Annotated in this window: 16 protein-coding genes and 3 rRNA genes; 18 read left to right on the forward strand and 1 reads right to left on the reverse strand. The window is 70.7% G+C overall.

Features of this window, described 5'->3' with window-relative positions:
* Window positions 1-5: 5 nt before the first annotated feature.
* From NP048_RS08195 to NP048_RS08280, 18 genes are all read left to right on the forward strand, one after another.
* Complete coding sequence (locus tag NP048_RS08195) at window positions 6-731, forward strand: DNA-3-methyladenine glycosylase (protein WP_227577702.1); 726 nt, start codon at window positions 6-8, stop codon at window positions 729-731.
* A 107-nt stretch (window positions 732-838) separates the two neighbouring features.
* Window positions 839-2,116, forward strand: coding sequence for a tyrosine--tRNA ligase (gene tyrS, locus NP048_RS08200; protein WP_227577703.1), 1,278 nt, complete (start codon window positions 839-841; stop codon window positions 2,114-2,116).
* 658 nt (window positions 2,117-2,774) lie between these two features.
* Window positions 2,775-4,294 (forward strand): 16S ribosomal RNA (locus NP048_RS08205).
* A gap of 401 nt (window positions 4,295-4,695) precedes the next feature.
* A 23S ribosomal RNA gene (locus NP048_RS08210) occupies window positions 4,696-7,800 on the forward strand.
* Between the two features lie 77 nt (window positions 7,801-7,877).
* Window positions 7,878-7,994 (forward strand): 5S ribosomal RNA (gene rrf, locus NP048_RS08215).
* The 16S, 23S and 5S rRNA genes sit together here, the layout of an rRNA operon.
* 790 nt (window positions 7,995-8,784) lie before the next feature.
* On the forward strand, window positions 8,785-9,927 hold the full coding sequence (locus NP048_RS08220; RefSeq protein ID WP_256769463.1) for a hypothetical protein: 1,143 nt from the start codon (window positions 8,785-8,787) through the stop codon (window positions 9,925-9,927).
* Window positions 9,912-10,811, forward strand: coding sequence for a hypothetical protein (locus NP048_RS08225; RefSeq protein WP_227578514.1), 900 nt, complete (start codon window positions 9,912-9,914; stop codon window positions 10,809-10,811). The genes NP048_RS08220 and NP048_RS08225 overlap by 16 nt, the downstream gene beginning before the upstream one ends.
* A complete protein-coding gene (locus tag NP048_RS08230) occupies window positions 10,808-11,821 on the forward strand; it encodes an HAD-IIA family hydrolase (RefSeq protein ID WP_227578515.1) in 1,014 nt (337 codons plus the stop codon). Before NP048_RS08225 ends, NP048_RS08230 begins: the two co-directional genes overlap by 4 nt.
* 112 nt (window positions 11,822-11,933) lie before the next feature.
* Window positions 11,934-12,194, forward strand: coding sequence for a hypothetical protein (locus NP048_RS08235; protein ID WP_227578516.1), 261 nt, complete (start codon window positions 11,934-11,936; stop codon window positions 12,192-12,194).
* Between the two features lie 8 nt (window positions 12,195-12,202).
* The gene (locus NP048_RS08240; protein ID WP_227578517.1) at window positions 12,203-13,039 is read left to right on the forward strand and encodes a TlyA family RNA methyltransferase; all 837 of its coding nucleotides are present in this window, start codon (window positions 12,203-12,205) and stop codon (window positions 13,037-13,039) included.
* Entirely contained in the window at window positions 13,036-13,905 is an 870-nt protein-coding gene (locus NP048_RS08245) for an NAD kinase (RefSeq protein WP_227578518.1), read from the forward strand. The genes NP048_RS08240 and NP048_RS08245 overlap by 4 nt, the downstream gene beginning before the upstream one ends.
* A complete protein-coding gene (recN, locus tag NP048_RS08250; RefSeq protein WP_227578519.1) occupies window positions 13,902-15,638 on the forward strand; it encodes a DNA repair protein RecN in 1,737 nt (578 codons plus the stop codon). The genes NP048_RS08245 and recN overlap by 4 nt, the downstream gene beginning before the upstream one ends.
* Before the next feature lie 6 nt (window positions 15,639-15,644).
* The gene (gene steA, locus NP048_RS08255) at window positions 15,645-16,832 is read left to right on the forward strand and encodes a putative cytokinetic ring protein SteA (RefSeq protein WP_227578520.1); all 1,188 of its coding nucleotides are present in this window, start codon (window positions 15,645-15,647) and stop codon (window positions 16,830-16,832) included.
* 70 nt (window positions 16,833-16,902) lie between these two features.
* Complete coding sequence (locus NP048_RS08260; protein WP_227578521.1) at window positions 16,903-17,979, forward strand: copper transporter; 1,077 nt, start codon at window positions 16,903-16,905, stop codon at window positions 17,977-17,979.
* Window positions 17,976-18,848, forward strand: coding sequence for a hypothetical protein (locus NP048_RS08265; RefSeq protein ID WP_227578522.1), 873 nt, complete (start codon window positions 17,976-17,978; stop codon window positions 18,846-18,848). Before NP048_RS08260 ends, NP048_RS08265 begins: the two co-directional genes overlap by 4 nt.
* Entirely contained in the window at window positions 18,845-20,494 is a 1,650-nt protein-coding gene (gene murJ / locus NP048_RS08270) for a murein biosynthesis integral membrane protein MurJ (protein WP_256769464.1), read from the forward strand. The genes NP048_RS08265 and murJ overlap by 4 nt, the downstream gene beginning before the upstream one ends.
* Before the next feature lie 81 nt (window positions 20,495-20,575).
* Entirely contained in the window at window positions 20,576-22,243 is a 1,668-nt protein-coding gene (gene pyrG / locus NP048_RS08275; protein WP_284439731.1) for a CTP synthase, read from the forward strand.
* A complete protein-coding gene (locus NP048_RS08280) occupies window positions 22,240-22,848 on the forward strand; it encodes an NUDIX domain-containing protein (protein WP_227578524.1) in 609 nt (202 codons plus the stop codon). The genes pyrG and NP048_RS08280 overlap by 4 nt, the downstream gene beginning before the upstream one ends.
* Before the next feature lie 37 nt (window positions 22,849-22,885).
* On the opposite strand, the gene NP048_RS08285 is transcribed toward NP048_RS08280, so the two are convergent.
* Window positions 22,886-23,965, reverse strand: coding sequence for a COX15/CtaA family protein (locus NP048_RS08285; protein WP_372456851.1), 1,080 nt, complete (start codon window positions 23,963-23,965; stop codon window positions 22,886-22,888).
* Window positions 23,966-24,036: the final 71 nt, after the last annotated feature.

The raw sequence follows: 24,036 nt of genomic DNA on the forward strand, positions 1-24,036 counted from the left end.
AGCCCGTGCATCCCGCGGAGTCCTCGACGGGCCGGTCGGACGACGGACTCGTCCCCGGCCCGACGGCGGTGCCCGCTCACACCTGGTACGCGCGCTCTGCGCTGGCCGTCGCCCGGGACCTGCTCGGCGCGTTCGTCACGACACGCAGCGACGAGGGCCGCGTGACCGTGCGCCTCACCGAGGTCGAGGCGTACGGCGGCGAGGACGACCCGGGGTCCCACGCGTACCGCGGGCGGACCGGACGCAACGCCGCGATGTTCGGCGAGCCCGGCCGGCTGTACGTGTACCGCCATCTCGGTCTGCACCACTGCGTCAACGTCGTCACCGAGGTCACCGGCCGGGCGTCCGCCGTCCTGCTGCGTGCCGGTGAGGTCGTCGAGGGCGCCGACCTGGCCTGGGCGCGGCGCGAGCGCGCGGGCGTGGTCGACAGCGTGCGGCAGCTCGCGCGTGGCCCGGCGCGCCTCGCGGTCGCCCTGGGGCTCGACCTCGAGGCGAACGGCGCGGACCTCACCGAGATCGACGGTCGCGTCCACGTCCGCAGGCGGGACCCGCGCACGATCCAGCCCCCGGTGGCCACCGGCCCGCGCGTCGGCGTCTCCGGTGCCGGTGGTGACGGCGCGCTCCACCCCTGGCGCCTGTGGCTCACCGGCGAGCGGACCGTCTCCGCCTATCGCCCTGCGTATCGGTCGCCGACGTCGGCAGACGCCCCCGGGGCGACGACGTCGGCCTGACACCGACCCGAGCACGACCAGCGTCGTGCCGCGCGGACGCGCGGCCTGCGACGACCACCCGCCGTACCCCGCCACCGGGCGGGCCGGCACCCGAACTGGAGACGATCGTGAACGACATCCTCGACGAGCTCGCCTGGCGCGGGCTCCTCGCGCAGCACACCGACCTCGACGCGCTCCGCGCCGAGCTGGCCGCGGGTCCGCTCGCGCTGTACTGCGGGTTCGACCCGACCGCGCCGAGCCTGCACATCGGGAACCTCGTGCAGATCCTGACGGTCCGGCGCCTGCAGGACGCAGGGCACCGGCCGTTCGCCCTCGTCGGTGGCGCCACGGGGCTCATCGGCGACCCGAAGATGACGGGGGAGCGGACGCTGAACTCGCCGGACCTGGTGGCCGGCTGGGTGGAGCGGATCCGGGGGCAGATCGCGCCGCTGCTGCGGTTCGACGGCGCGAACGCCGCGACCATGGTCAACAACCTCGACTGGACGTCCGGCCTGTCGGCGATCGACTTCCTGCGCGACGTGGGCAAGCACTACCGCCTCGGCACGATGCTCGCCAAGGACACGGTCGCGCGCCGCCTGCACAGCGATCAGGGCATCAGCTTCACCGAGTTCAGCTACCAGATCCTGCAGGGCATGGACTACCTCGAGCTCTTCCGGCGGCACGGCGTGCGCCTGCAGACCGGCGGGAACGACCAGTGGGGCAACCTGCTCTCCGGCGTGGAGCTGGTCCGCAAGGTCGAGGGCACCGCGGTCCACGCCCTGACGACGCCGCTCATCACCAAGGCCGACGGCACGAAGTTCGGCAAGACCGAGTCGGGGACCGTGTGGCTCGACCCGGAGATGACGACGCCGTACGCCTTCTACCAGTTCTGGCTCAACGCGGACGATGCCGACGTCGCCGGGTACCTCAAGGTCTTCACGTTCCGCACGCGTGAGGAGATCGCCGAGCTCGAGCAGGCGGTGGCCGCACGGCCGGCGGCGCGGGAGGCGCAGCGGGCGCTCGCGTACGACGTCACCGCGCTGGTCCACGGCGCCGACGTCGCCGACGCGGTGGTCGCCGCCAGCCAGGCGCTCTTCGGCAGGGGAGCGCTCGACGCACTGGACGAGGCGACGCTCGGCGCCGCGGTCGCGGAGCTGCCGAGCGCACCCGGCCGGCCCGGGGACCTGCTGGTCGACCTGTTCGCCGCCACCGGTGTGGTCGCCAGCAAGGCGGCAGCGCGTCGCGCCATCGGCGAGGGCGGTGCGTCGGTGAACAACGTGCGGGTCGCAGGGGAGGACGCGACCCTCGCGGCAGAGGACCTGCTGCACGGCAGGTGGGCCGTACTGCGGCGTGGCAAGCGGACGCTCGCCGTCGTCGACGCGCAGGCGGGCACGCGGTCCGACTGACCGACGACGCGCTACCACCGAGGGCCCTCCCTGGCACGTGTCCGGAGGGCCCTCGGCACGTCCGGGGGACCGCTTCGAGGTGCCTGGCCGGCGTCGCGACGGGCCCGACCGCGCGGTGACCGGCGTCACGCGCCCACGGGTTTGCCCTCCGGCCGGCAGTCGCGTAATGTTCTTCGAGCCCGCCCAGCAGGGAGGAACGGACACCGAGCCCCGCTCGATGGTCGGTCCCGCGGAGCAGGGCACTACCCGCATGGTGAACCTCGGCGCTCAGAGCGTCGGGTAGAGTCATGCGGCGGGGATCGGAAGATCCGCGCCGCATGGTGAAGCCCGAAGCTCACAGGGTCGGGTACAGTCATGCGGCGGCGATCCGGAGAGATCAACGGCCACCACGGTGGTCAGAGACACCGAGAAAGCCTGCTAGATTAGAACACGAACAAGCCTCCTGCGGAAAGCGGAAACGCCGAAGAGGATGCGCGTCTGTTCCTTGAGAACTCAACAGTGTGCCAAGTAGTCGATGCCATATTTTTGGCGTCGAGCCTGGATCAGGTCCACCCCGTGGGTCTGGTTTGGGATGATGCCAGTTGATGCCCCTCTTCGGGGGGGTTCTTTGTGTGTCTGTTGCTCGCTGGCCTTCGGGTTGGTGGGTGGCTGTTTGACATTCACGGAGAGTTTGATTCTGGCTCAGGACGAACGCTGGCGGCGTGCTTAACACATGCAAGTCGAACGGTGAACCCCAGCTTGCTGGGGGGATCAGTGGCGAACGGGTGAGTAACACGTGAGCAACCTACCCTTCACTCTGGGATAAGCCTTGGAAACGAGGTCTAATACCGGATACGAGACGCACGGGCATCTGTAGCGTCTGGAAAGATTTATCGGTGGGGGATGGGCTCGCGGCCTATCAGCTTGTTGGTGGGGTAATGGCCTACCAAGGCGACGACGGGTAGCCGGCCTGAGAGGGCGACCGGCCACACTGGGACTGAGACACGGCCCAGACTCCTACGGGAGGCAGCAGTGGGGAATATTGCACAATGGGCGAAAGCCTGATGCAGCGACGCCGCGTGCGGGATGACGGCCTTCGGGTTGTAAACCGCTTTCAGCAGGGAAGAAGCGAGAGTGACGGTACCTGCAGAAGAAGCGCCGGCTAACTACGTGCCAGCAGCCGCGGTAATACGTAGGGCGCAAGCGTTGTCCGGAATTATTGGGCGTAAAGAGCTCGTAGGCGGTTTGTCGCGTCTGCTGTGAAAACCTCAGGCTCAACCTGGGGCTTGCAGTGGGTACGGGCAGACTAGAGTGCGGTAGGGGTGACTGGAATTCCTGGTGTAGCGGTGGAATGCGCAGATATCAGGAGGAACACCGATGGCGAAGGCAGGTCACTGGGCCGCAACTGACGCTGAGGAGCGAAAGCATGGGGAGCGAACAGGATTAGATACCCTGGTAGTCCATGCCGTAAACGTTGGGCACTAGGTGTGGGGTCCATTCCACGGATTCCGTGCCGCAGCAAACGCATTAAGTGCCCCGCCTGGGGAGTACGGCCGCAAGGCTAAAACTCAAAGAAATTGACGGGGGCCCGCACAAGCGGCGGAGCATGCGGATTAATTCGATGCAACGCGAAGAACCTTACCAAGGCTTGACATACACCGGAAACGTGCAGAGATGTGCGCCCCGCAAGGTCGGTGTACAGGTGGTGCATGGTTGTCGTCAGCTCGTGTCGTGAGATGTTGGGTTAAGTCCCGCAACGAGCGCAACCCTCGTCCCATGTTGCCAGCGGGTTATGCCGGGGACTCATGGGAGACTGCCGGGGTCAACTCGGAGGAAGGTGGGGATGACGTCAAATCATCATGCCCCTTATGTCTTGGGCTTCACGCATGCTACAATGGCCGGTACAAAGGGCTGCGATACCGCGAGGTGGAGCGAATCCCAAAAAGCCGGTCTCAGTTCGGATTGGGGTCTGCAACTCGACCCCATGAAGTCGGAGTCGCTAGTAATCGCAGATCAGCAACGCTGCGGTGAATACGTTCCCGGGCCTTGTACACACCGCCCGTCAAGTCATGAAAGTCGGTAACACCCGAAGCCGATGGCCCAACCTTTTGGGGGGAGTCGTCGAAGGTGGGACTGGCGATTAGGACTAAGTCGTAACAAGGTAGCCGTACCGGAAGGTGCGGCTGGATCACCTCCTTTCTAAGGAGCATCTGGCAGCAGGTCGCCTCGTCATGGGGTGGTGCTGGTGTCCAGGCCCATGCCCTCGCCGATCGTGCGGGGGGTGGTGCTCACGGGTGGAACATCGACTACTGGCCGGCTCGTTGGGTCGGTGGCTTCCAAGTACGCCTGCAGCTTGCTGTGGGGAGGGAACGGAGAGTCGCTGGTTCGTCACGGGTCGGCTTGGCACGCTGTTGGGTCCTGAGGGAACAGCCCGTTGGGGTGTTGCCTTGGTCGGGGCCGTCTGGTCCGGTCGAACCGCTTGTCGCTGGTGTCCTCTTCGGGGGGTGGTGGTGGCAGGTAGGCGCTGGGATGCCGGGTGGTGACCGTTGGTTGCTTGAGAACTGCACAGTGGACGCGAGCATCTTTGAATGATCTTTTGTGGTCAAGTTTTTAAGTGCACAGGGTGGATGCCTTGGCACCAGGAGCCGAAGAAGGACGTAGTAGCCTGCGATAAGCCTCGGGGAGTTGGCAAACGAACCGTGATCCGAGGATTTCCGAATGGGGAAACCCCGCACGAGTCATGTCGTGTGACCCGCACCTGAATATATAGGGTGTGTGGAGGGAACGCCGGGAAGTGAAACATCTCAGTACCGGCAGGAAGAGATATTCCGTGAGTAGTGGCGAGCGAAAGCGGATCAGGCCAAACCGAGCGCGTGTGATAGCCGGCAGGCGTTGCGCGTTCGGGGTTGTGGGACCTTTCAGTGAGGGCTGCCGCCTTCGCAGGGAGTCATAAAGCCGCGTTATAGTCGAAGGGTCTTGAAAGGCCCGGCACAGAGGGTGTTACCCCCGTAGACGAAATGACGCGGCCTCCCGAAGGGGATCCCAAGTAGCTCCGGGCCCGAGAAACCCGGAGTGAATCTGCACAGACCACTGTGTAAGCCTAAATACTACCTGGTGACCGATAGCGGACAAGTACCGTGAGGGAAAGGTGAAAAGTACCCCGGGGGGGAGTGAAATAGTACCTGAAACCGTGTGCATACAATCCGTCGGAGCCTCCCTAGCAGGGGTGACGGCGTGCCTTTTGAAGAATGAGCCTGCGAGTTAGTGGTACGTGGCGAGGTTAACCCGTGTGGGGAAGCCGTAGCGAAAGCGAGTCCGAATAGGGCGACCGTAGTCGCGTGCTCTAGACCCGAAGCGAAGTGATCTAGCCATGGGCAGGGTGAAGCGCGGGTAAGACCGCGTGGAGGCCCGAAACCAGGGTTGAAAACCTGGGGGATGACCTGTGGTTAGGGGTGAAAGGCCAATCAAACTTCGTGATAGCTGGTTCTCCCCGAAATGCATTTAGGTGCAGCGTCACGCGTTTCTTGCCGGAGGTAGAGCTACTGGATAGCCGATGGGCCCCAACAGGTTACTGACGTTAGCCAAACTCCGAATGCCGGTAAGCCAGAGCGTGGCAGTGAGACTGCGGGGGATAAGCTCCGTAGTCGAGAGGGAAACAGCCCAGACCACCAGCTAAGGCCCCAAAGCGTGTGCTAAGTGGGAAAGGATGTGGAGTTGCACAGACAACCAGGAGGTTGGCTTAGAAGCAGCCACCCTTGAAAGAGTGCGTAATAGCTCACTGGTCAAGTGATTCCGCGCCGACAATGTAGCGGGGCTCAAGCACACCGCCGAAGCTGTGGCATTCACACAAGTGACAAGCCTTCGTGGTTCAGTCGTGTGGATGGGTAGGGGAGCGTCGTGCCGGCAGTGAAGCCGCGGGGTGACCCAGCGGTGGAGCCGGCACGAGTGAGAATGCAGGCATGAGTAGCGAATGACGGGTGAGAAACCCGTCCGCCGAATGACCAAGGGTTCCAGGGCCAGGCTAATCCGCCCTGGGTAAGTCGGGACCTAAGGCGAGGCCGACAGGCGTAGTCGATGGACAACGGGTTGATATTCCCGTACCGGCGAAGAACCGCCCATACCGAGCCTGGTGATGCTAACCGTCCGAGCCTGTCTCATCGTCCTTCGGGACACCGAGGCGGGGGAGCACGGGACCCGAACCGGTAGTAGGTAAGCGTATTAACAGGGGTGACGCAGGAAGGTAGCCCAGCGTGGCGATGGTAGTCCACGTCCAAGGTCGTAGGGTGAGGTGTAGGTAAATCCGCACCTCGTGAAGCCTGAGAGCCGACGGGTACCGCGTATGCGGGAAATGGGTGATCCTATGCTGCCAAGAAAAGCCTCGACGCGAGGTTCTAGCCGCCCGTACCCCAAACCGACTCAGGTGGTCAGGTAGAGAATACCAAGGCGATCGAGAGAATCGTGGTTAAGGAACTCGGCAAAATGCCCCCGTAACTTCGGGAGAAGGGGGGCCTCAAGCGTGAACCGGCATGCCCGGGGAAGCGTGGAGGGCCGCAGAGACCAGGGAGAAGCGACTGTTTACTAAAAACACAGGTCCGTGCGAAGTCGCAAGACGATGTATACGGACTGACGCCTGCCCGGTGCTGGAAGGTTAAGAGGACGGGTCAGCACGCAAGTGCGAAGCTCAGAATTTAAGCCCCAGTAAACGGCGGTGGTAACTATAACCATCCTAAGGTAGCGAAATTCCTTGTCGGGTAAGTTCCGACCTGCACGAATGGCGTAACGACTTCTCCGCTGTCTCAACCGCGAACTCGGCGAAATTGCACTACGAGTAAAGATGCTCGTTACGCGCAGCAGGACGGAAAGACCCCGGGACCTTTACTATAGCTTGGTATTGGTGTTCGGTGCGGCTTGTGTAGGATAGGTGGGAGACTGTGAAGCCGGCACGCCAGTGTCGGTGGAGTCAACGTTGAAATACCACTCTGGTCGCTCTGGATATCTAACCTCGGTCCGTAATCCGGATCAGGGACAGTGCCTGGTGGGTAGTTTAACTGGGGCGGTTGCCTCCTAAAATGTAACGGAGGCGCTCAAAGGTTCCCTCAGCCTGGTTGGCAATCAGGTGGCGAGTGCAAGTGCACAAGGGAGCTTGACTGTGAGACTGACAGGTCGAGCAGGGACGAAAGTCGGAACTAGTGATCCGGCGGTGGCTTGTGGAAGCGCCGTCGCTCAACGGATAAAAGGTACCCGGGGATAACAGGCTGATCTTGCCCAAGAGTCCATATCGACGGCATGGTTTGGCACCTCGATGTCGGCTCGTCGCATCCTGGGGCTGGAGTAGGTCCCAAGGGTTGGGCTGTTCGCCCATTAAAGCGGTACGCGAGCTGGGTTTAGAACGTCGTGAGACAGTTCGGTCCCTATCCGCTGCGCGCGCAGGAAACTTGAGAAGGGCTGTCCCTAGTACGAGAGGACCGGGACGGACGAACCTCTGGTGTGCCAGTTGTTCCGCCAGGAGCACGGCTGGTTGGCTACGTTCGGAAGGGATAACCGCTGAAAGCATCTAAGCGGGAAGCCTGCTTCAAGATGAGGTTTCCACGCCCTTCGGGGTGAGAGGCTCCCAGCTAGACCACTGGGTAGATAGGCCGGACGTGGAAGGCAGGACTAACGACTGCCGCAGCTGACCGGTACTAATAAGCCGACAACTTGACTAACTTCATTCATTGCTACGCGTCCACTGTGCGGTTCCCGAGAAACCAGCGGGAGTATTCCGTTGACAACTCGACAGTGTTACGGCGGTCATAGCGAAGGGGAAACGCCCGGTCCCATTCCGAACCCGGAAGCTAAGCCCTTCAGCGCCGATGGTACTGCACCCGCCAGGGTGTGGGAGAGTAGGACGCCGCCGGACAATCATTCACGAAAGGCCCACCCCTCACGGGGTGGGCCTTTCGTCGTCCTCCGAACCGTTGATGATGCATGGACAGCGCACGGAGTACGTGCGTATGAGGACCCGGCACAGCCCGCCCGCCGCGGAACGCGGAACGGGCCTCGGCGCTGGTGCAGCGAGTGGTCGAGACGGTGGGACCATGGTGGGTAGACGATCGATCGAGGAGTACAGATGAACAGCGACGCGCCCACGGGCTCAGGTGACCAGGACCGACCGCGCAGGAGTGGCAGTCCCCGCGAGGGAGGGGGCGGCTTCCGTGGTCGTGACGCCGGCGCCAGGAAGCCGTACAGCAGCGGTTCCGGTGGTGGCGCGCGCGGTGGTAGTCGCGGGGCGCCCCGCGGTGCAGGTGCTGGTCGTTCGAGCGGTGGCGACGCCCAGCGCGGAGGCTTTGCGTCCGGTCGTGGGGGCGACGCGCCGCGCGGGAGCTTTGCGTCCGGTCGCGGTGGCGGCACGCAGCGCGACGACCGCGGAGCGCGGCCGTACGGTTCGCAGCCTCGTGACGGGGCGCCCGCGCGACGCGGCGAGCCCGAGGGTCCGCGCGGAGGCGGGCTTCGCCCCACGAGCGCTGGGTCAAGCGGCGTGAGGGGGCCGCGACAGGACCGCAGCCCTGGCGCGTGGTCGGGCGAGCGCCGTGACGCGCGCGGCGGTGCAGGTGAGCGTCGGTATGACGACGGCGCCCGCGGAGCGTCGCGCCCCGGTGCAGCACGCGGTCCCGTGCGCGGGTCCGGCGGGTACGGGGCGGCGTCCGACCGTGGCGCGAGCGGTGAGCGGCGCGACTGGAATCCTGACCGGCGTGAGGGCGGCGGTTCCGCGTCGCGGACCGAAGGTGGACGTGGCACGCGCCCGTCCGGCAGCTGGTCCGGTGGCGCGCGCCCGTCGACGGGTGGCACAGGTCGTCCGCCGGCCGGCGGGTTCTCCGCGGGTGCATCAGGTCGCGGTGGTGGGGATCGTGCCTTCCAGGGCGGGGACCGTCCCGTCCGTGGTGGTCGTCCTGCTGGTGGTGGGTCGTCGTACCGTGACGGCGGCCGTGCTCCGGGAGGGGATGCGCGTTCCTTCGGTGGCGGTGGACGCCCCACGAGCGGTGGCGGCTCGTTCGGTGACCGTGGTCGTCCTGCTGGTGGTGGCGGGTCGTACGGTGACCGTGGTCGTCCTGCTGGTGGTGGCGGGTCGTTCGGTGACCGTGGTCGTCCTGCTGGTGGTGGCGGCTCGTTCGGTGACCGTGGTCGTCCTGCTGGTGGTGGCGGCTCGTTCGGTGACCGTGGTCGTCCTGCTGGTGGTGGCGGCTCGTTCGGTGACCGTGGTCGTCCTGCTGGTGGTGGCGGCTCGTTCGGTGACCGTGGTCGTCCTGCTGGTGGTGGCGGCTCGTTCGGTGACCGTGGTCGTCCTGCCGGTGGTGGCGGCTCGTACCGTGATGGTGGCCGCCCCGCGGGTGGCGCCTCGTCGTATCGCGACGGTGGCCGTCCGGCGGGCGGCGCCGCGCGTTCGTTCGGTGAGGGTGGCCGTCCGGCTGGTGGTGAGCGTTCGTTCGGTGGCGGTGGTCGTCCTGCCGGTGGCGGGTCGTCGTACGGCAACGGCGGCCGTGACGCTGGCGGACGGCCCTCGTCCTCAGGCTCGTCGTACCGCGATGCCGGTCGTCCGGAGCGCGGCGGTGCCGGTCGGTCGGAGCGTCCCGGCATTGGGGCCCGTCGCGAGAGCGGGCGTCCCGATGCAGGAACCGCACGCGCCGCCGGTGACGGCGGCCGGCCCGCGTGGGGGAGCACCGACCGGACGTCCGGTCCTGGCGCACGCCCCGAGTACACCGGTGCGCGTCGGCCCTCGCACGAGGGCGGGACGGACACGTACCGCGACGACCGCGAGACGCGCGTGCCGGACCCTGCTGTGCCTGACGACGTGACGTTCTCACTGCTCGACCGTGACGTGCGCGGACGCCTGCGCACACTGAGCAAGGACAACGCCGAGCGCGTCGGTCGCCACCTGGTCATGGTCGGCCGGTTGCTGGACGAGGACGCCGAGGCGGCGTACGAGCACGCGCAGGCGGCCGTCCGCAGGGCCGGACGCGTCGACGTGGTGCGTGAGGCCGCAGGTCTGGCGGCGTATCGCACGGGTCGTTACGCGGAGGCACTCCGCGAGCTGCGCACCGTCCGGCGACTCAACGGCTCGTCCGAGCACCTCCCGATCATGGCCGACGCCGAGCGTGGTCTCGGGCGGCCCGAGCGGGCCATCGCGCTCTCGCAGGAGCCGGAGGCGGCGACGCTCGACCCGGAGGGCCAGATCGAGCTGGCGATCGTCGTCAGTGGCGCTCGTCTGGACCTCGGCCAGCCCGAAGCGGCCATCGCGGCGCTCTCCGGTCCGGTCGTGAAGGCCGCTCGCGGCCTCGTCGCGGCCCGGGTCGCGCAGGCGCGGGCCGCTGCGCTCGAGGCGGCGGGGCGTCCCGACGAGGCGACGGCCGAGCTCGCCGCGTACTCCCAGGACGTGCTCGACGAGGCGGCCGGCAACACGCCCGAGCACGAGGACGTCGTCGTCTACGACCTCACGGAGGACGAGGACGAGGACGCGGAGCCCGCTGACGGCGCGGACCTGACGGGAGACGTCGACAGCGACCACGAGACGCCCGACGAGCGGCCCGACGCTGCGGGCGCCGGACTTGTCGCGGCGCACGCAGCTGCCGTGTCGGATGTCGAGGATGCCGTGTCGGACTCTGCCGTGTCGGACTCTGCCGTGTCGGACGCTGCGGCGTCGGACTCCGACGGTGCCGCGTCGGACGAGGACGCTCGGTGAGCACAGCCGGGCTGCTGGGCAGCGACGAGGCTCTCGCGACGCGGTACGACCTGGCGCTCGTCGACCTGGACGGTGTCGCCTACCGGGGGCACGACCCGATCGACGGCGCCGCTGAGGGCCTGGCGGGTGCCCGTGCGGCGGGCATGCGCCTGGTCTTCGTCACCAACAACGCGTCACGGGAGCCGGAGGCGGTCGCCGAGCAGCTGAGCGGCCTCGACATCCCGACGCAGGCCGCTGAGGTCATGACGGCGGCGCAGGCCGCAGCGGAGCTGCTCGCGACGCGCGTCCCCGCAGGGGAGCCCGTGCTGGTCGTGGGCGGCGCCGGCCTGCACACCGCGGTCGCGGCCAAGGGGTACCGGGTCGTGCTGTCCGCGGACGACGCGCCGGTCGCGGTCGTCCAGGGGTACGCGGCCGAGGTCGGGTGGACACAGCTCGCGGAGGCGGCGTACGCCGTCCAGCGCGGCGCCTGGCACGTCGCGTCCAACCTCGACCTGAGCCTGCCGACCGCCCGGGGCTTCGCTCCTGGCAACGGCGCCCTGGTCGGGGCGGTGCGCGCTGCCACCGGCGTCGAGCCGGCGAGTGCCGGCAAGCCGTCGCCCACCATGTACCGGCTCGCCGTGGCCCGTGCGGGCGCGACGCGCCCGCTGGTCGTCGGTGACCGCCTGGACACCGACCTGGCGGGCGCACGCGCCGGTGACATCCCGGGACTGCACGTCCTCACGGGCGTGAGCACCGCGCGCGACGCTGTGCTGGCGCTGCCCGGCGAACGGCCGCACTACCTCGGGCAGGATCTGCGGGCACTGCTCGTGCCGCACCCGGTCCCCGTGCGCGACGGCGGGTGGTGGACGTGCCGCGGTGCGGCCGCGCGCGTCGACGCGGGAGCGCTCGAGCTCCAGGGGGCGCCCGCCGACCCTGTCGACCTGGTCCGGGCGGCGTGCGCCGCCGCGTGGGACGCGGTCGACCAGGGCGACGGCCCGGACCCGGCGACGGTGCCCGAGCTGCTCCGTTGACGTACGGGCCTGCCTGTGGGCGGCGCGCCACCCACGTCGCCCGTGGCAGGTAGCGTGGACGCGCGCCGGTCCGGCGAGACGCACGATGCGCAGGTCGAAGGAAGGACGTGACGTGAGCGAGCCCGAGCGGAGCACCGACCAGGTCGGTGCGGCTCCGACGTCCGACGGCGCACGGCCGCTGCCGTCCGACCTGCGCGTCGGTGAGCAGGGGGCCGCGTCGGTCGGCGCCGCCCCGCTGACCGGTGACGACGCCGTGGACGAGGCGCTGCGACTCCTTGGCGAGGTCGAGCTCCAGGACCTGCGGACGCAGGTCGCCACGTTCGAGGACGTGCACGGCGCGCTGCAGGACCGGCTGGCGGACGCCGAGGGATGACGGCCACGATGACGACTGCCCGGCTCGACTCCGAGCTCGTGCGGCGAGGTCTGGCACGGTCGCGCCGGCACGCCGCCGACCTGCTCGCCGCGGGACGCGTCCACGTGGACGGGGCGGCCGTCCGCAGGCCCGCCAGTCAGGTCGACGACGCCCAGGAGATCCGCGTCGACCCCAGCCCCGACGACCTCGGGTACGCGTCCCGGGCTGCGCACAAGCTCGCGGACGCTCTGGACGCGTACGGCGGCGACGGTCCCCGGATCGCGGGGAGCACGTGTCTCGACGCCGGCGCGAGCACGGGCGGGTTCACCGACGTGCTGCTGCGTCGCGGCGCGCAGCGCGTCGTCGCGGTGGACGTGGGCCACGGCCAGCTCGTCGCCCGGCTCCGGGACGACCCGCGCGTGGAGGTGCGTGAGCACGTCAACGTCCGTGACCTGCGGGCCGGCGACGTCGTCCCGGTCCCCGACGTCGTCGTCGCGGACCTGTCGTTCATCTCGTTGACGCTCGTCCTGGAGCCGCTGATCGCCGTGTCGCGTCCCGGTGCGGACCTCCTGCTGCTCGTCAAGCCGCAGTTCGAGGTCGGGCGGGAGCGTCTGGGCGCCGATGGCGTGGTGCGTGACCCCGGCCTGTGGCGGGCTGCGCTGACCGGGGTGTGCGACCGTGCGGCGGCGTTGGGTGCCACCGTCCGCGACGTGCGTCCGAGCACGCTGCCCGGCACGCACGGCAACGTCGAGTTCGTGCTGTGGGTGCTGGCGCCGGGCGCGGTGCCGACCGTCCCTGGCGTCGACGTCGACGCCGCGGTGACGTCCGCCGTGCGTGGCGCGGCAGCCGGCGGGAGGACGCTGTGACGCGGCGGGCGCTGGTCGTCCGGCACAGCGGGCGACCCGAGGCGCTGGACGCCACCGACGCCGTGCTGCGCGCGCTGCGTGAGGCGGGCGTCGAGACGGTGACGGCGTCGCAGGAGACGACCCACGACGAGCTGCCGCCGTTCGAGCTGGCGGTCGTTCTCGGAGGGGACGGCACCATCCTGCGGGCGGCGGAGCTCACGCGTGGCACCGACGTGCCCCTGCTGGGCGTCAACCTCGGGCACGTCGGCTTCCTGGCCGAGATCGAGCCGGCCGACGTGGCGACGGCCGTGCGACGGCTGGCGGACGGCGACTACGACGTCGAGGAGCGCTCCACCCTCGACGTCCGGGTCGTCGACGCCGACGGCTCGGTGCGCGGATGCTGGGCCCTGAACGAGGCCGCGCTCGAGAAGACCGACCCCGCACGGATGATCGAGGTCGTCATCGAGGTCGACGGCCGCCCGCTGTCGTCGTTCGGCTGCGACGGACTGGTCGCCGCGTCCGCGACCGGGTCCACGGCGCACGCGTTCTCCGCCGGCGGTCCCGTGGTGTGGCCGGACGTGCGCGGCATGGTCCTCGTGCCGCTCGCGGCGCACACCCTGTTCGCGCGGCCGCTCGTCATGGGCCCGAGCAGCGTCCTCGCGGTGGAGATCCTCGAGCGCTCGCCCTCGACCGCCGTGGTGACGTGCGACGGCCGCCGGCAGGTCCCGGTCGCGCGTGGCACCCGGATCGAGGTGAGCGTCAGCGACGTCCCCGTGCGTTTCGCGCGGCTCAACCCGGCGCCCTTCACCACCCGGCTGGTGCAGAAGTTCGACCTGCCGGTCGTCGGTTGGCGCGGCGCGCACCGGGACGAGGAGGGTGCGCGGTGATCGACGAGATCAGGATCGACGACCTCGGCGTCATCGGCCGGGCGCACGTCCGCCTGGGTCCCGGGCTGACGGTCCTCACGGGCGAGACGGGTGCCGGCAAGACGATGGTCCTCACGGCGCTGGGCCTGCTGCTGGGTGGACGCGCCGACCCGGCGACCGTGCGGACCGGCTCGACGGCTGCCGCGGTCGAGGGTCGGGTGCTGCTCGCGCCCGGTTCGCCGGCACTCGAGCGCGCCCGCGACGCCGGTGCCGAGGTCGACGACGACGGCACGCTCGTCGTGCTGCGGACGGTCAGCGCCGGGACGCCCGACTCACCGGGACGCTCGCGTGCGTACCTCGGCGGCCGGTCCGTCCCCCAGGGGCTGCTGGCGGAGATCGCCGAGGAGCTCGTGACCGTACACGGGCAGGCCGATCAGATGCGGCTGCGCTCGGCGGCACGGCAGCGTGCCGCGCTGGACGCCTTCGCGGGACCGGCGCACGCCGCCGTGCTCACGGAGCACGCGGCGACCTGGTCGGAGCGCGCGCGCGTGCAGGCCGAGCTCGAGGACCGCGTCGCGCGAGCGCGTGAGCGCGCTCGCGAGGCGGAGCTGCTCCGGCTCGGCCTGGCGGAGGTGGAACGGGTCGCGCCACAGCCGGGCGAGGACCTGCAGCTCGCCGCCGAGGCGGAGCGTCTCGGGAACGCCGAGGACCTGCGCTCCGCGGCCGCCGGTGCGCACGTCGCACTCGTGGGTGACGAGGACGCCGCCGACGTCGGCGCCGCGGCGGTCGTGCTCGTCGAGGAGGCACGCCGGTCGCTCGAGCAGGCCGGCCACCACGACCGCGCACTCGCCGATCTCGCGGTCCGAGCCGCGGAGGCGGGGTACCTGCTGGCGGACCTCGCGACGGAGCTGTCCTCCTATGTGCAGGACCTGCAGGCGGACCCGGCGCGGCTCGACGCCGTGCAGCGACGCCGCGCCGAGCTCACCGGTCTGACGCGCAGCTACGGCGAGGACGTCGCCGCGGTCCTCGAGTGGGCGCAGGGAGCATCGGACCGGCTGCTCGACCTCGACGGGGGGCAGGAGCGCGTCACCGAGCTCACGGCCAGGCGCGAGGCGCTCGACGAGCGGTTGCGCGGGCTGGCCGGCACGATCACCGCGACCCGCACCGACGCGGCCGCGCGGCTTGCGGCGGCCGTCACCGACGAGCTCGCGAGCCTCGCCATGGCCGGTGCGCACCTCGAGGTGGTCGTGCGTCCCGCCGACGAGCCGGGTCCCCACGGAGCCGACAGCGTCGAGATGCTCCTCGTCCCGCACGCGGGCGCGCCCGCGCGCCCGCTCGGCAAGGGGGCGTCCGGTGGTGAGCTGTCGCGTGTGATGCTCGCGCTGGAGGTCGCGCTGGCCACCGCCGACGGCTCGGGCGCAGCGACACCCGGCACGTTCGTCTTCGACGAGGTCGATGCCGGTGTCGGCGGGCGGGCGGCCACCCAGGTCGGGGAGCGGCTGGCGCGCCTGGCGCGCGGCACGCAGGTCCTGGTCGTCACGCACCTGGCCCAGGTCGCCGCGTGCGCCGACCGGCACCTGGTCGTCACGAAGTCCGTCGCGGGTGGTGTGGACGTCGTCACCGAGTCCGACGTCCGCGAGGTGCGCGGCGAGGACCGGGTGCGCGAGCTCGCCCGGATGCTGTCGGGTCAGGACGACTCGGCCACGGCTCGTGCCCACGCGGCGGAGCTGTTGGCCCAGTCCGTGGGACGATGAGTCCCGATGAGAGTCTCCCTGCGCCGCCGCACGCCCGCGACCGATGACGCCGAGGTCGTCGGGCCTGCCCGTGTCGACCCCCGTACCAAGGGCCTGACGAAGCGGTTGAAGCCCGGCGACATCGCCGTGATCGACCACCTCGATCTCGACCGGGTGTCGGCCGAGGCACTGGTCGCGTGCCGACCGGCCGCCGTCCTCAATTCCGCACGCTCGACGTCGGGCAGGTACCCGAACCTGGGCCCCGAGATCCTCGTGGACGCCGGGATCCCGCTCGTCGACGACCTCGGGCCCGACGTCATGGCACTGACCGAGGGCCACGTGCTGCGCGTCGTCGACGGGGCGGTCTACGAGGGCGAGAGGCTCGTCGCCGAGGGTGTCGCGCAGACGGCCGAGAGCGTCGCCGCGGCGATGGCCGAGGCCCGCGAAGGACTGTCGGTCCAGCTCGAGTCGTTCGCCGCGAACACGATGGACTACCTGCGGCGCGAGCGTGAGCTGCTCCTCGACGGTGTCGGCGTGCCGGACATCGACACCCGGATCGACGGGCGTCAGGTCCTCATCGTCGTGCGCGGGTACCACTACAAGGAGGACCTCGTCACGCTGCGCCCGTACATCCGGGAGTACCGGCCGGTGCTCATCGGCGTGGACGGCGGCGCGGACGCGATCCTCGACGCGGGGTGGCGCCCCGACATGATCGTCGGCGACATGGACTCGGTCTCCGACCGTGCGCTGCGGTGCGGCGCGGAGGTGGTCGTCCACGCCTACCGCGACGGACGTGCGCCGGGCATCGCGCGCGTCGAGCAGCTCGGGGTCCCGCACGTGGTGTTCCCGGCGACGGGCACGAGCGAGGACGTCGCGATGCTGCTGGCCGACGACAAGGGCGCCGAGCTCATCGTCGCCGTCGGCACGCACGCCACCCTCGTCGAGTTCCTCGACAAGGGACGCTCCGGGATGGCGAGCACGTTCCTCACCCGGCTGCGGGTCGGCGGCAAGCTCGTCGACGCCAAGGGCGTGTCCCAGCTGTACCAGCACCGGATCTCGAACCTCCAGCTCACGCTGCTCGTCCTCGCGGGCCTGTTCGCCCTGGGTGTGGCGCTCGCGTCCACGGCCGCGGGACAGACCCTGTTCGGCCTCGTCGGCGCCCGCGTCGACGACCTCGTCTCCTGGGTGGGCGCGCTCTTCGGCGGGTCGCCGTGACCGACGCAGCCTTCCCCCTGTTCGCACGTCCCGCCGCGACACGTCGCGCACCCGACCGAGGGCTCACCCTGTGATCGACTTCCGCTACCACATCGTCTCCCTCATCTCCGTCTTCCTCGCGCTCGCCGTCGGCATCGCCCTCGGTGCGGGACCGCTGAAGGAGACCATCGGCGACACCCTGACGGGCCAGGTCGAGGGTCTGCGTGCCGAGAAGGAGGACCTGCGCGCGCAGCTCGACGAGACCGGAGGCGACCTCGCCGCCGCGGACGCGTTCGTCTCCGCGGCGGGGGAGCGGCTGCTCACCGGCGCGCTGACGGACCGGCGTGTGGCTCTGGTGCTGATCGACGAGGTCCCTGAGGACCAGGTCACCGCCCTCACCGAGCGGCTCACCCAGGCGGGTGCGAGCGTGTCGGCGACGGCGACCGTCAACGACACCTGGACCGACCCGGCGCTGGCCACGTACCGCCGGACGCTCGCGGGCACGCTCGTGTCCTACCTCGACCGGCCGCCGGCGGCCGATGCCGGGACCGAGACCGAGCTGGCCGAGGCGCTCGTCGCGGGTCTGGTCGGCGCGGACGCAGCCTCGCCCAACGCGTTGTCGGAGAACGCCTCGTCGCTCCTCGACGTCCTCGCTGAGGGCGACCAGGCCCTCGTCACCTTCGCCGAGGACGTGACGCGGCCCGCCGACGCCGTGGTCGTGGTCTCGGGGACCTCGCAGGTGGCCACGGACGCGTCTGCGACCGCCGAACCGACCCCGGACGGCTTCGACCCGCAGCTCGCCCTCGTCGCAGCGGCCGACCGGCTCTCCGAAGGGGTCGTGGTCACCGGCGGCTCACGTGCCGGTGGCGACCTCGTGGCGGCGGTGCGCGCCGACGACCAGCTCGCCGACGTCGTCGCGACGGTCGCCGACTCGGCGAGCGTCACAGGTCAGGTCACCGTCCCGCTCGCCCTCGCTGCGGACATCGCCGGGCGGCCCGGGCACTACGGGTACGGCGACGACCGTGCAGCCCTGCCGCCTGCCGTGCAGCTCCCGCCGGTCGACCGCACCCCGACCGTCCCGGACACCGGCGGCGCCGCCGGCGACGTCCCCGACGCCACACAGGGCGAGACGCCCGCCGGTGCGGAGCAGCCTGGTGGTGCAGGGTGAGCGTCCGCAGGCGCGCCGTGGTCGCCGTGGTCGCCGGCATCGCCACGGCGGTCGCGCGCGGCGGCCTGGACTGGCAACCGCCCGGTGGAGCGGCGACCTGGACGCGCACGAACCACCGCGGTGAGCCCGTGAGCCTGCTGGAGGGGCCCGCCGTGACGGTGGGCCTCCTCGCCGGCGTCCTGGTGGGCGGCGACGCGCGCGCGACCGCCGCGACCGCCGTGGCGGTCGTCGGGGGCGGAGCGTTCGGCCTCGTCGACGACCTCCGCGAGGACTCCGCCACGCGGACGAAGGGCCTGCGCGGCCACCTGGGAGCGCTTGCACACGGTCGGCTCACGACCGGGGGTCTCAAGGTCCTCGGGATCGGTGCCAGCGCGCTCGTCGCCGCTGCGCTCGCGCCGCCGGCCGGTGGCGCGGCGTCGCGGCCCGCATCCCGCGCGGCCGACACGCTGGCATCCGCGGCGCTGGTCGCGGGAACCGCCAACCTTTTCAACCTCCTCGACCTGCGCCCCGGGCGTGCGCTCAAGGTCGCCTCGGTCGTCGCCGCGCCTCTGGTGGCCACGGGAGGTGGTGCGGCAGCGGCCGCGGTCCTCGGCGCCGCGTCCACGGCCGTCGAGGCCGACCTGGCGGAGAGCGACATGCTGGGCGACTCCGGCGCGAACGCACTGGGGGCCGCGCTCGGCACGGCGCTCGTGCTGGGAGCGCCCCGGCCGCTTCGGCTCGGCGCGCTCGCGGCCGTCGTGGGTCTGACCCTGGTGAGCGAACGGGTCAGCTTCACCCGGGTCATCGAGCGCACGCCGGTGCTGCGTGAGATCGACGCGTGGGGGCGCCGTCCCGCGGCGCCGCGGGCGGGCACGGACACGACGCCGTGACGAGCGCCGGCGTGCGGCGCGGGGTGCAGGGGCTCCTCGGCGCGGCGGCCATGATCGCCGTCATCACCGTGCTGTCACGGCTGCTCGGCCTCGTCCGGGTCCTCGTGCAGGGGTACAACGTGGGCGCCGGCGAGATCGCCAATGCCTACAACTCCGCCAACATGCTGCCGAACATCCTGTTCGAGACGGCTGCCGGCGGGGCTCTGGCCGGTGCCGTCATCCCGCTGCTCGCCGCGCCGGTCGCCGCCATGGACCGCGAGCGGGTCGGCAGGATCGCCTCGGCGGCAATGGGCTGGACGCTGCTGGTGCTGCTCCCGCTCGGCCTGCTGCTGGCGGCCGCGGCGGGTCCGATCGGCGCGTTCCTCGGCAAGGGCGACCCTGCCGTAGCCGCCATGGCGCGGTACTTCGTCCTGGTGTTCTCGCTGCAGGTGCCGATGTACGGCATCGCCGTCCTGCTGTACGCCGTCCTGCAGGCGCACCGTCGGTTCTTCTGGCCGGCCTTCGCACCGGTGCTCAACTCCGCCGTGGTGATCGTCGCGTACGCCGTGTACGGCTCGATGGCGCAGGGGGAGACCTCGTCGCCGGCGGAGCTCACGGCCGGCGCGCTCGAGGTGCTCGCGTGGGGGACCACCGCGGGTGTCGCGGCCATGCTGCTGCCGGTCGTGGGGCCGGTGCGACGCCTCGGTGTCCGGCTGCGTCCGACGCTGCGTTTCCCCGCTGACAGCGGGGGCCGGTTCCGTGCGCTCGCGCTCGCGGGGATCGGGTCCGTCGCGGCCCAGCAGCTCTCGGCGGCGGTCGTGCTGTGGCTCGCGAACAAGCGGCTGCCAGGCGACTTCGAGGGCTACACCACGTACCTGTACGCGCAGCAGGTCTACCTGCTGCCGTACGCCGTGCTGGTCGTCCCGCTCGCGACCTCGACCTTCCCCCGGATCGCCACCTACGCGGCCACCGCAGACACCGTGCGCCTCGCGCGGGTCTCGGCCGTCACGACGCGCGCGGTGCTGGCCGCCAGTGCGCTGGGGACGGCTGCCGTGCTCGCGGGCGGACCTGCACTGGCCCGCGTGTTCGCGTGGCTCGCCGAGAAGGACGACCTCGCCGCCCAGGCGGCCGTCGCCGGGGGCATGACGTCCACCCTGACGGCGATGGCCCCCGGAGTCCTCGGGCTCGCCGTCGTCTTCCACGTGTCGCGCACGCTGTACGCGGTGGAGCGTTCCCGCGTCGCCATCGCGGTCAACGCGGTGGCCTGGAGCGCCGTGACGGTGGCGACCCTCGTCGCCGTCCTGACCGTGCCCCCGGGTACCGGCGTGTTCGCGCGGCTCGGACTGGGCACCACGATCGGCATGACCGTCGGTGGAGCCGTGGCGTTCGCGGTGCTGGCCCGCACCCTCGGGACGCCGGCGCTGGCGGGCCTGACGCGGACCGTGGTGGTCGTGCTCGCGGGCGCCGCGTCCGGAGCGCTGCTCGGGCGGCTCGTGGCCGACAGCGTGCTCGCGGTGGTGGGGGACGACGCCCTCACCGCGGTGGCCGCGGCAGCCGGCGGTGCGGTCGTCGCGGCCGGGGTCGTCGCCTGCGCGGTGGCGCTCCTGGACCGGTCGACCCTGGTGGGTGTGCTCCGCGCGGAGAGCGCGCCTGCCCTCCCGCGCTGAGGTGGGCACGTGCGGTGACTCGCACGACGACACGCCCCTGATCGACCGCGCCGGTCGCCGCGTCCGGTAGGGTGGAAGCCCGTGATCGAACGTGCGCATCGACTCTCCGGGCGGTCGGATTCTCTGACCCGGCACATCTTCGTCTCCGGGGGCGTCGCCTCCTCTCTGGGCAAGGGCCTGACGGCATCCAGCCTCGGTCGACTCCTGCGTTCGCGGGGCCTGCGGGTCACGATGCAGAAGCTCGACCCGTACCTCAACGTCGACCCGGGCACCATGAACCCGTTCCAGCACGGTGAGGTGTTCGTCACCGAGGACGGCGCCGAGACCGACCTGGACGTCGGGCACTACGAGCGGTTCCTCGACGTGGACCTCGTGGGTTCGGCGAACGTCACCACCGGTCAGGTCTACTCGAACGTGATCGCCAAGGAGCGGCGCGGGGAGTACCTGGGCGACACGGTGCAGGTCATCCCGCACATCACGGACGAGATCAAGGAGCGCATGCGCTCGCAGGCGTCCGACGACGTCGACGTGATCATCACGGAGATCGGCGGCACGGTCGGCGACATCGAGTCGCAGCCGTTCCTCGAGGCTGCGCGCCAGGTGCGCCACGACCTCGGCCGCGACAACGTGTTCTTCCTGCACGTGTCCCTGCTGCCGTACATCGGGCCGTCGGGGGAGCTCAAGACGAAGCCGACGCAGCACTCCGTCGCGGCGCTGCGCAGCATCGGCATCCAGCCCGACGCGATCGTCCTGCGCGCCGACCGTGAGGTCCCCGAGTCGATCAAGCGTAAGATCGCGCTGTTCTGCGACGTCGAGCTCGACTCGGTCGCGATCGCCCGGGACGCTCCGAGCATCTACGACATCCCACGCGTGCTGCACTCCGAGGGCCTCGACGCGTTCGTCGTCCAGCGGCTCGGCCTGCCGTTCCGCGACGTCGAGTGGAGCGGCTGGGACGCCCTGCTCACGCGCGTCCACGCCCCGGCGCACCAGCTCGAGGTCGCGCTCGTCGGCAAGTACATCGACCTGCCCGACGCGTACCTGTCGGTGACCGAGGCGCTGCGTGCCGGCGGCTTCCACCACGACGCGCGGGTCACGATCCGCTGGGTCCCGTCCGACGACTGCCGCACGCCCGAGGGGGCGCAGGAGGCGCTCGGCGGGGTCGACGCGGTGCTCGTGCCCGGCGGGTTCGGCGTCCGCGGCATCGAGGGCAAGCTCGGCGCGCTGCGCTGGGCGCGGGAGCGCAAGGTGCCGACGCTCGGCCTGTGCCTGGGCCTGCAGTGCATGGTGATCGAGTACGCGCGCAACGTCGCCGGTCTCGACGGCGCGTCGTCGACCGAGTTCGACCCCGACACCACGCACCCCGTGATCGCGACCATGGAGGAGCAGCTCACGATCGTCGACGGTGCGGGGGACCTGGGCGGCACCATGCGGCTCGGGGCGTACGACGCCAAGCTCCTGCCCGGCTCGGTCGTCGCCGAGGTCTACGGCGCGGAGAAGGTCTCCGAGCGCCACCGCCACCGGTACGAGGTGAACAACGCCTACCGCGACAAGCTCGAGGCCGCGGGTCTCGTGATCTCCGGGGTGTCACCGGACCGGTCGCTGGTCGAGTTCGTCGAGCTGCCCCGCGAGGAGCACCCGTACTACGTCGCGACCCAGGCGCACCCGGAGTTCAAGTCGCGGCCCACGCGCGCGCACCCGCTGTTCGCAGGCCTGGTCGGCGCGGCGCTGGCGGCGCGGGCCGGCGCGTGAGCGACGACCTGCTCGTCGACGTCCCGCGTGAGCGGGACGTCGTGGAGCACCGGCTGCTGCACGACGGGCGGGTCTGGGACCTGGTGTCCGACACGGTACGGCTCGACGACGGCGACGTCGTGCGGGAGTACGTCGACCACCCGGGGGCGGTCGCGGTGATCGCCCTCGACGACGACGACCGCGTGCTCCTGCTCGCGCAGTACCGCCACCCCGCGCGGCACGTCCTGTGGGAGCCACCTGCAGGGCTGCTGGACGTGGAGAACGAGGAGCTCGTCGTGGCAGCGGCGCGCGAGCTCGCCGAGGAGGCCGACCTCGTCGCGGGACGGTGGTGGCGCCTCGTGGAGTTCTTCAGCTCGCCCGGCGGCTCCGACGAGCGCATCACGGTCTTCCTCGCGCGGGACCTGACGCCCGTGCCGGAGGCCGACCGCTACGTGCGCGGCGAGGAGGAGGCGGACATGGTGCCCGTGTGGGTGCCGCTCGACGACGCCGTGGCCGGTGTGATGGCCGGCCGACTGCACTGCCCGACGACCGTGACCGGTGTGCTGGCGGCCGCTGCTGCACGTGCCACGGGCTGGTCCGGCCTCGTGGAGGTCACACCGTCGTGAGGCTCGCGCGGGGCCCGGCGACGGGCCCCGCGCGAGATCACGCGGCCCGGTGCCGCAGTGTGCCGAGGAACAGGGCCAGCACGGCCGTGAGGACCGCCGCGCCGAGCATGTGCAGGTTGACCAGGGCGATCGGCAGCCCGGTGAACAGCTGGACGTAGCCGACGAGCCCCTGGGCGAGCGACACGCCGAGCAGCAGGATCCCCGCGCGCAGCGGCCGCGCCACGCTCGTGACGGCGTCGGCCGCGGGGACGGGCGCGACGCCCCGCGCCGGCTGCACCGCACCGTCCGCGCGGTCGTACCTCGGGGCCACGACCTCGGCCCGGCGGGCACGTGCGAGCAGCGCCAGCACGACGAGCAGCGTGCCGACGAACGCCCACACCGACAGCGCGTGGACGCGGGCCATGGCGTAGGGGTCGACGGCGAAGCGGTACCCGACCTCGTCGTCGCCCGAGTGCGGTCCTGCACCCGTCACCACCACGCCCAGCACGAGCATGACCGCGCCGACGAGCACGAGGCCCCGCGCGACCGTCCGCACCCGCGGGTCGACCACGGGCGTCACTGGTCCGTCGCCCTCGCGGGTGCGCACCAGCACCCACGCCGAGACGGCCACGAGGACCATCGACAGCAGGAAGTGGGAACCGACGATCGCAGGGTGCAGGTCCACGAGGACGGTGATGCCGCCGATCACGGCCTGCACCACGACCCCGACGAGCGGCGCCCACGCCCACAGGCGGTAGTCGCGCGAGCGGGAGAAGTCGCGTCCCGCGAGCAGGGCGACCGCCAGGGCGAGGACGACGAGCACACCGGTCAGCGTCCGGTTGCCGAACTCGATGATCGCGTGGATCCCCATCTCCGAGTGGAACTCGGGCGTGAAGCGTCCCGGCTCGCAGTACGGCCACGTGGAGCACCCCAGGCCGGAACCCGTCAGCCGCACGGCACCCCCCGTGACGACGATGCCGATCTGGGCGACGAGGTTCGCGACGACCGCACGGGTCGTCCACCGCGGCCGCAGCCGTTCGAGCGCCGCGTCCGTCCTCGTGACGGCTGCCCGGAGGCGGCCCGTGCGCGTCGGCACGGGCGTCGGCTTCGACGAGGGCGCGGGGGCGGTGCTGGTCACGGGGTCCAGGGTATGTGGCGCGGCCCGCCCGGCCGACGTGTCCGCTGGACCTGGTCGTGCGGCGTGCGTCT

This window comes from Cellulomonas xiejunii (assembly GCF_024508315.1).
Classification (GTDB): Bacteria; Actinomycetota; Actinomycetes; order Actinomycetales; family Cellulomonadaceae; genus Cellulomonas; species Cellulomonas xiejunii.

Bases quoted from the DNA above. Each gene is read 5' to 3' on its own strand.
- NP048_RS08240 (WP_227578517.1), top strand. From the start codon at position 12,203: ATGACGACTGCCCGGCTCGACTCCGAGCTCGTGCGGCGAGGTCTGGCA.
- steA (WP_227578520.1), top strand. From the start codon at position 15,645: ATGAGAGTCTCCCTGCGCCGCCGCACGCCCGCGACCGATGACGCCGAG.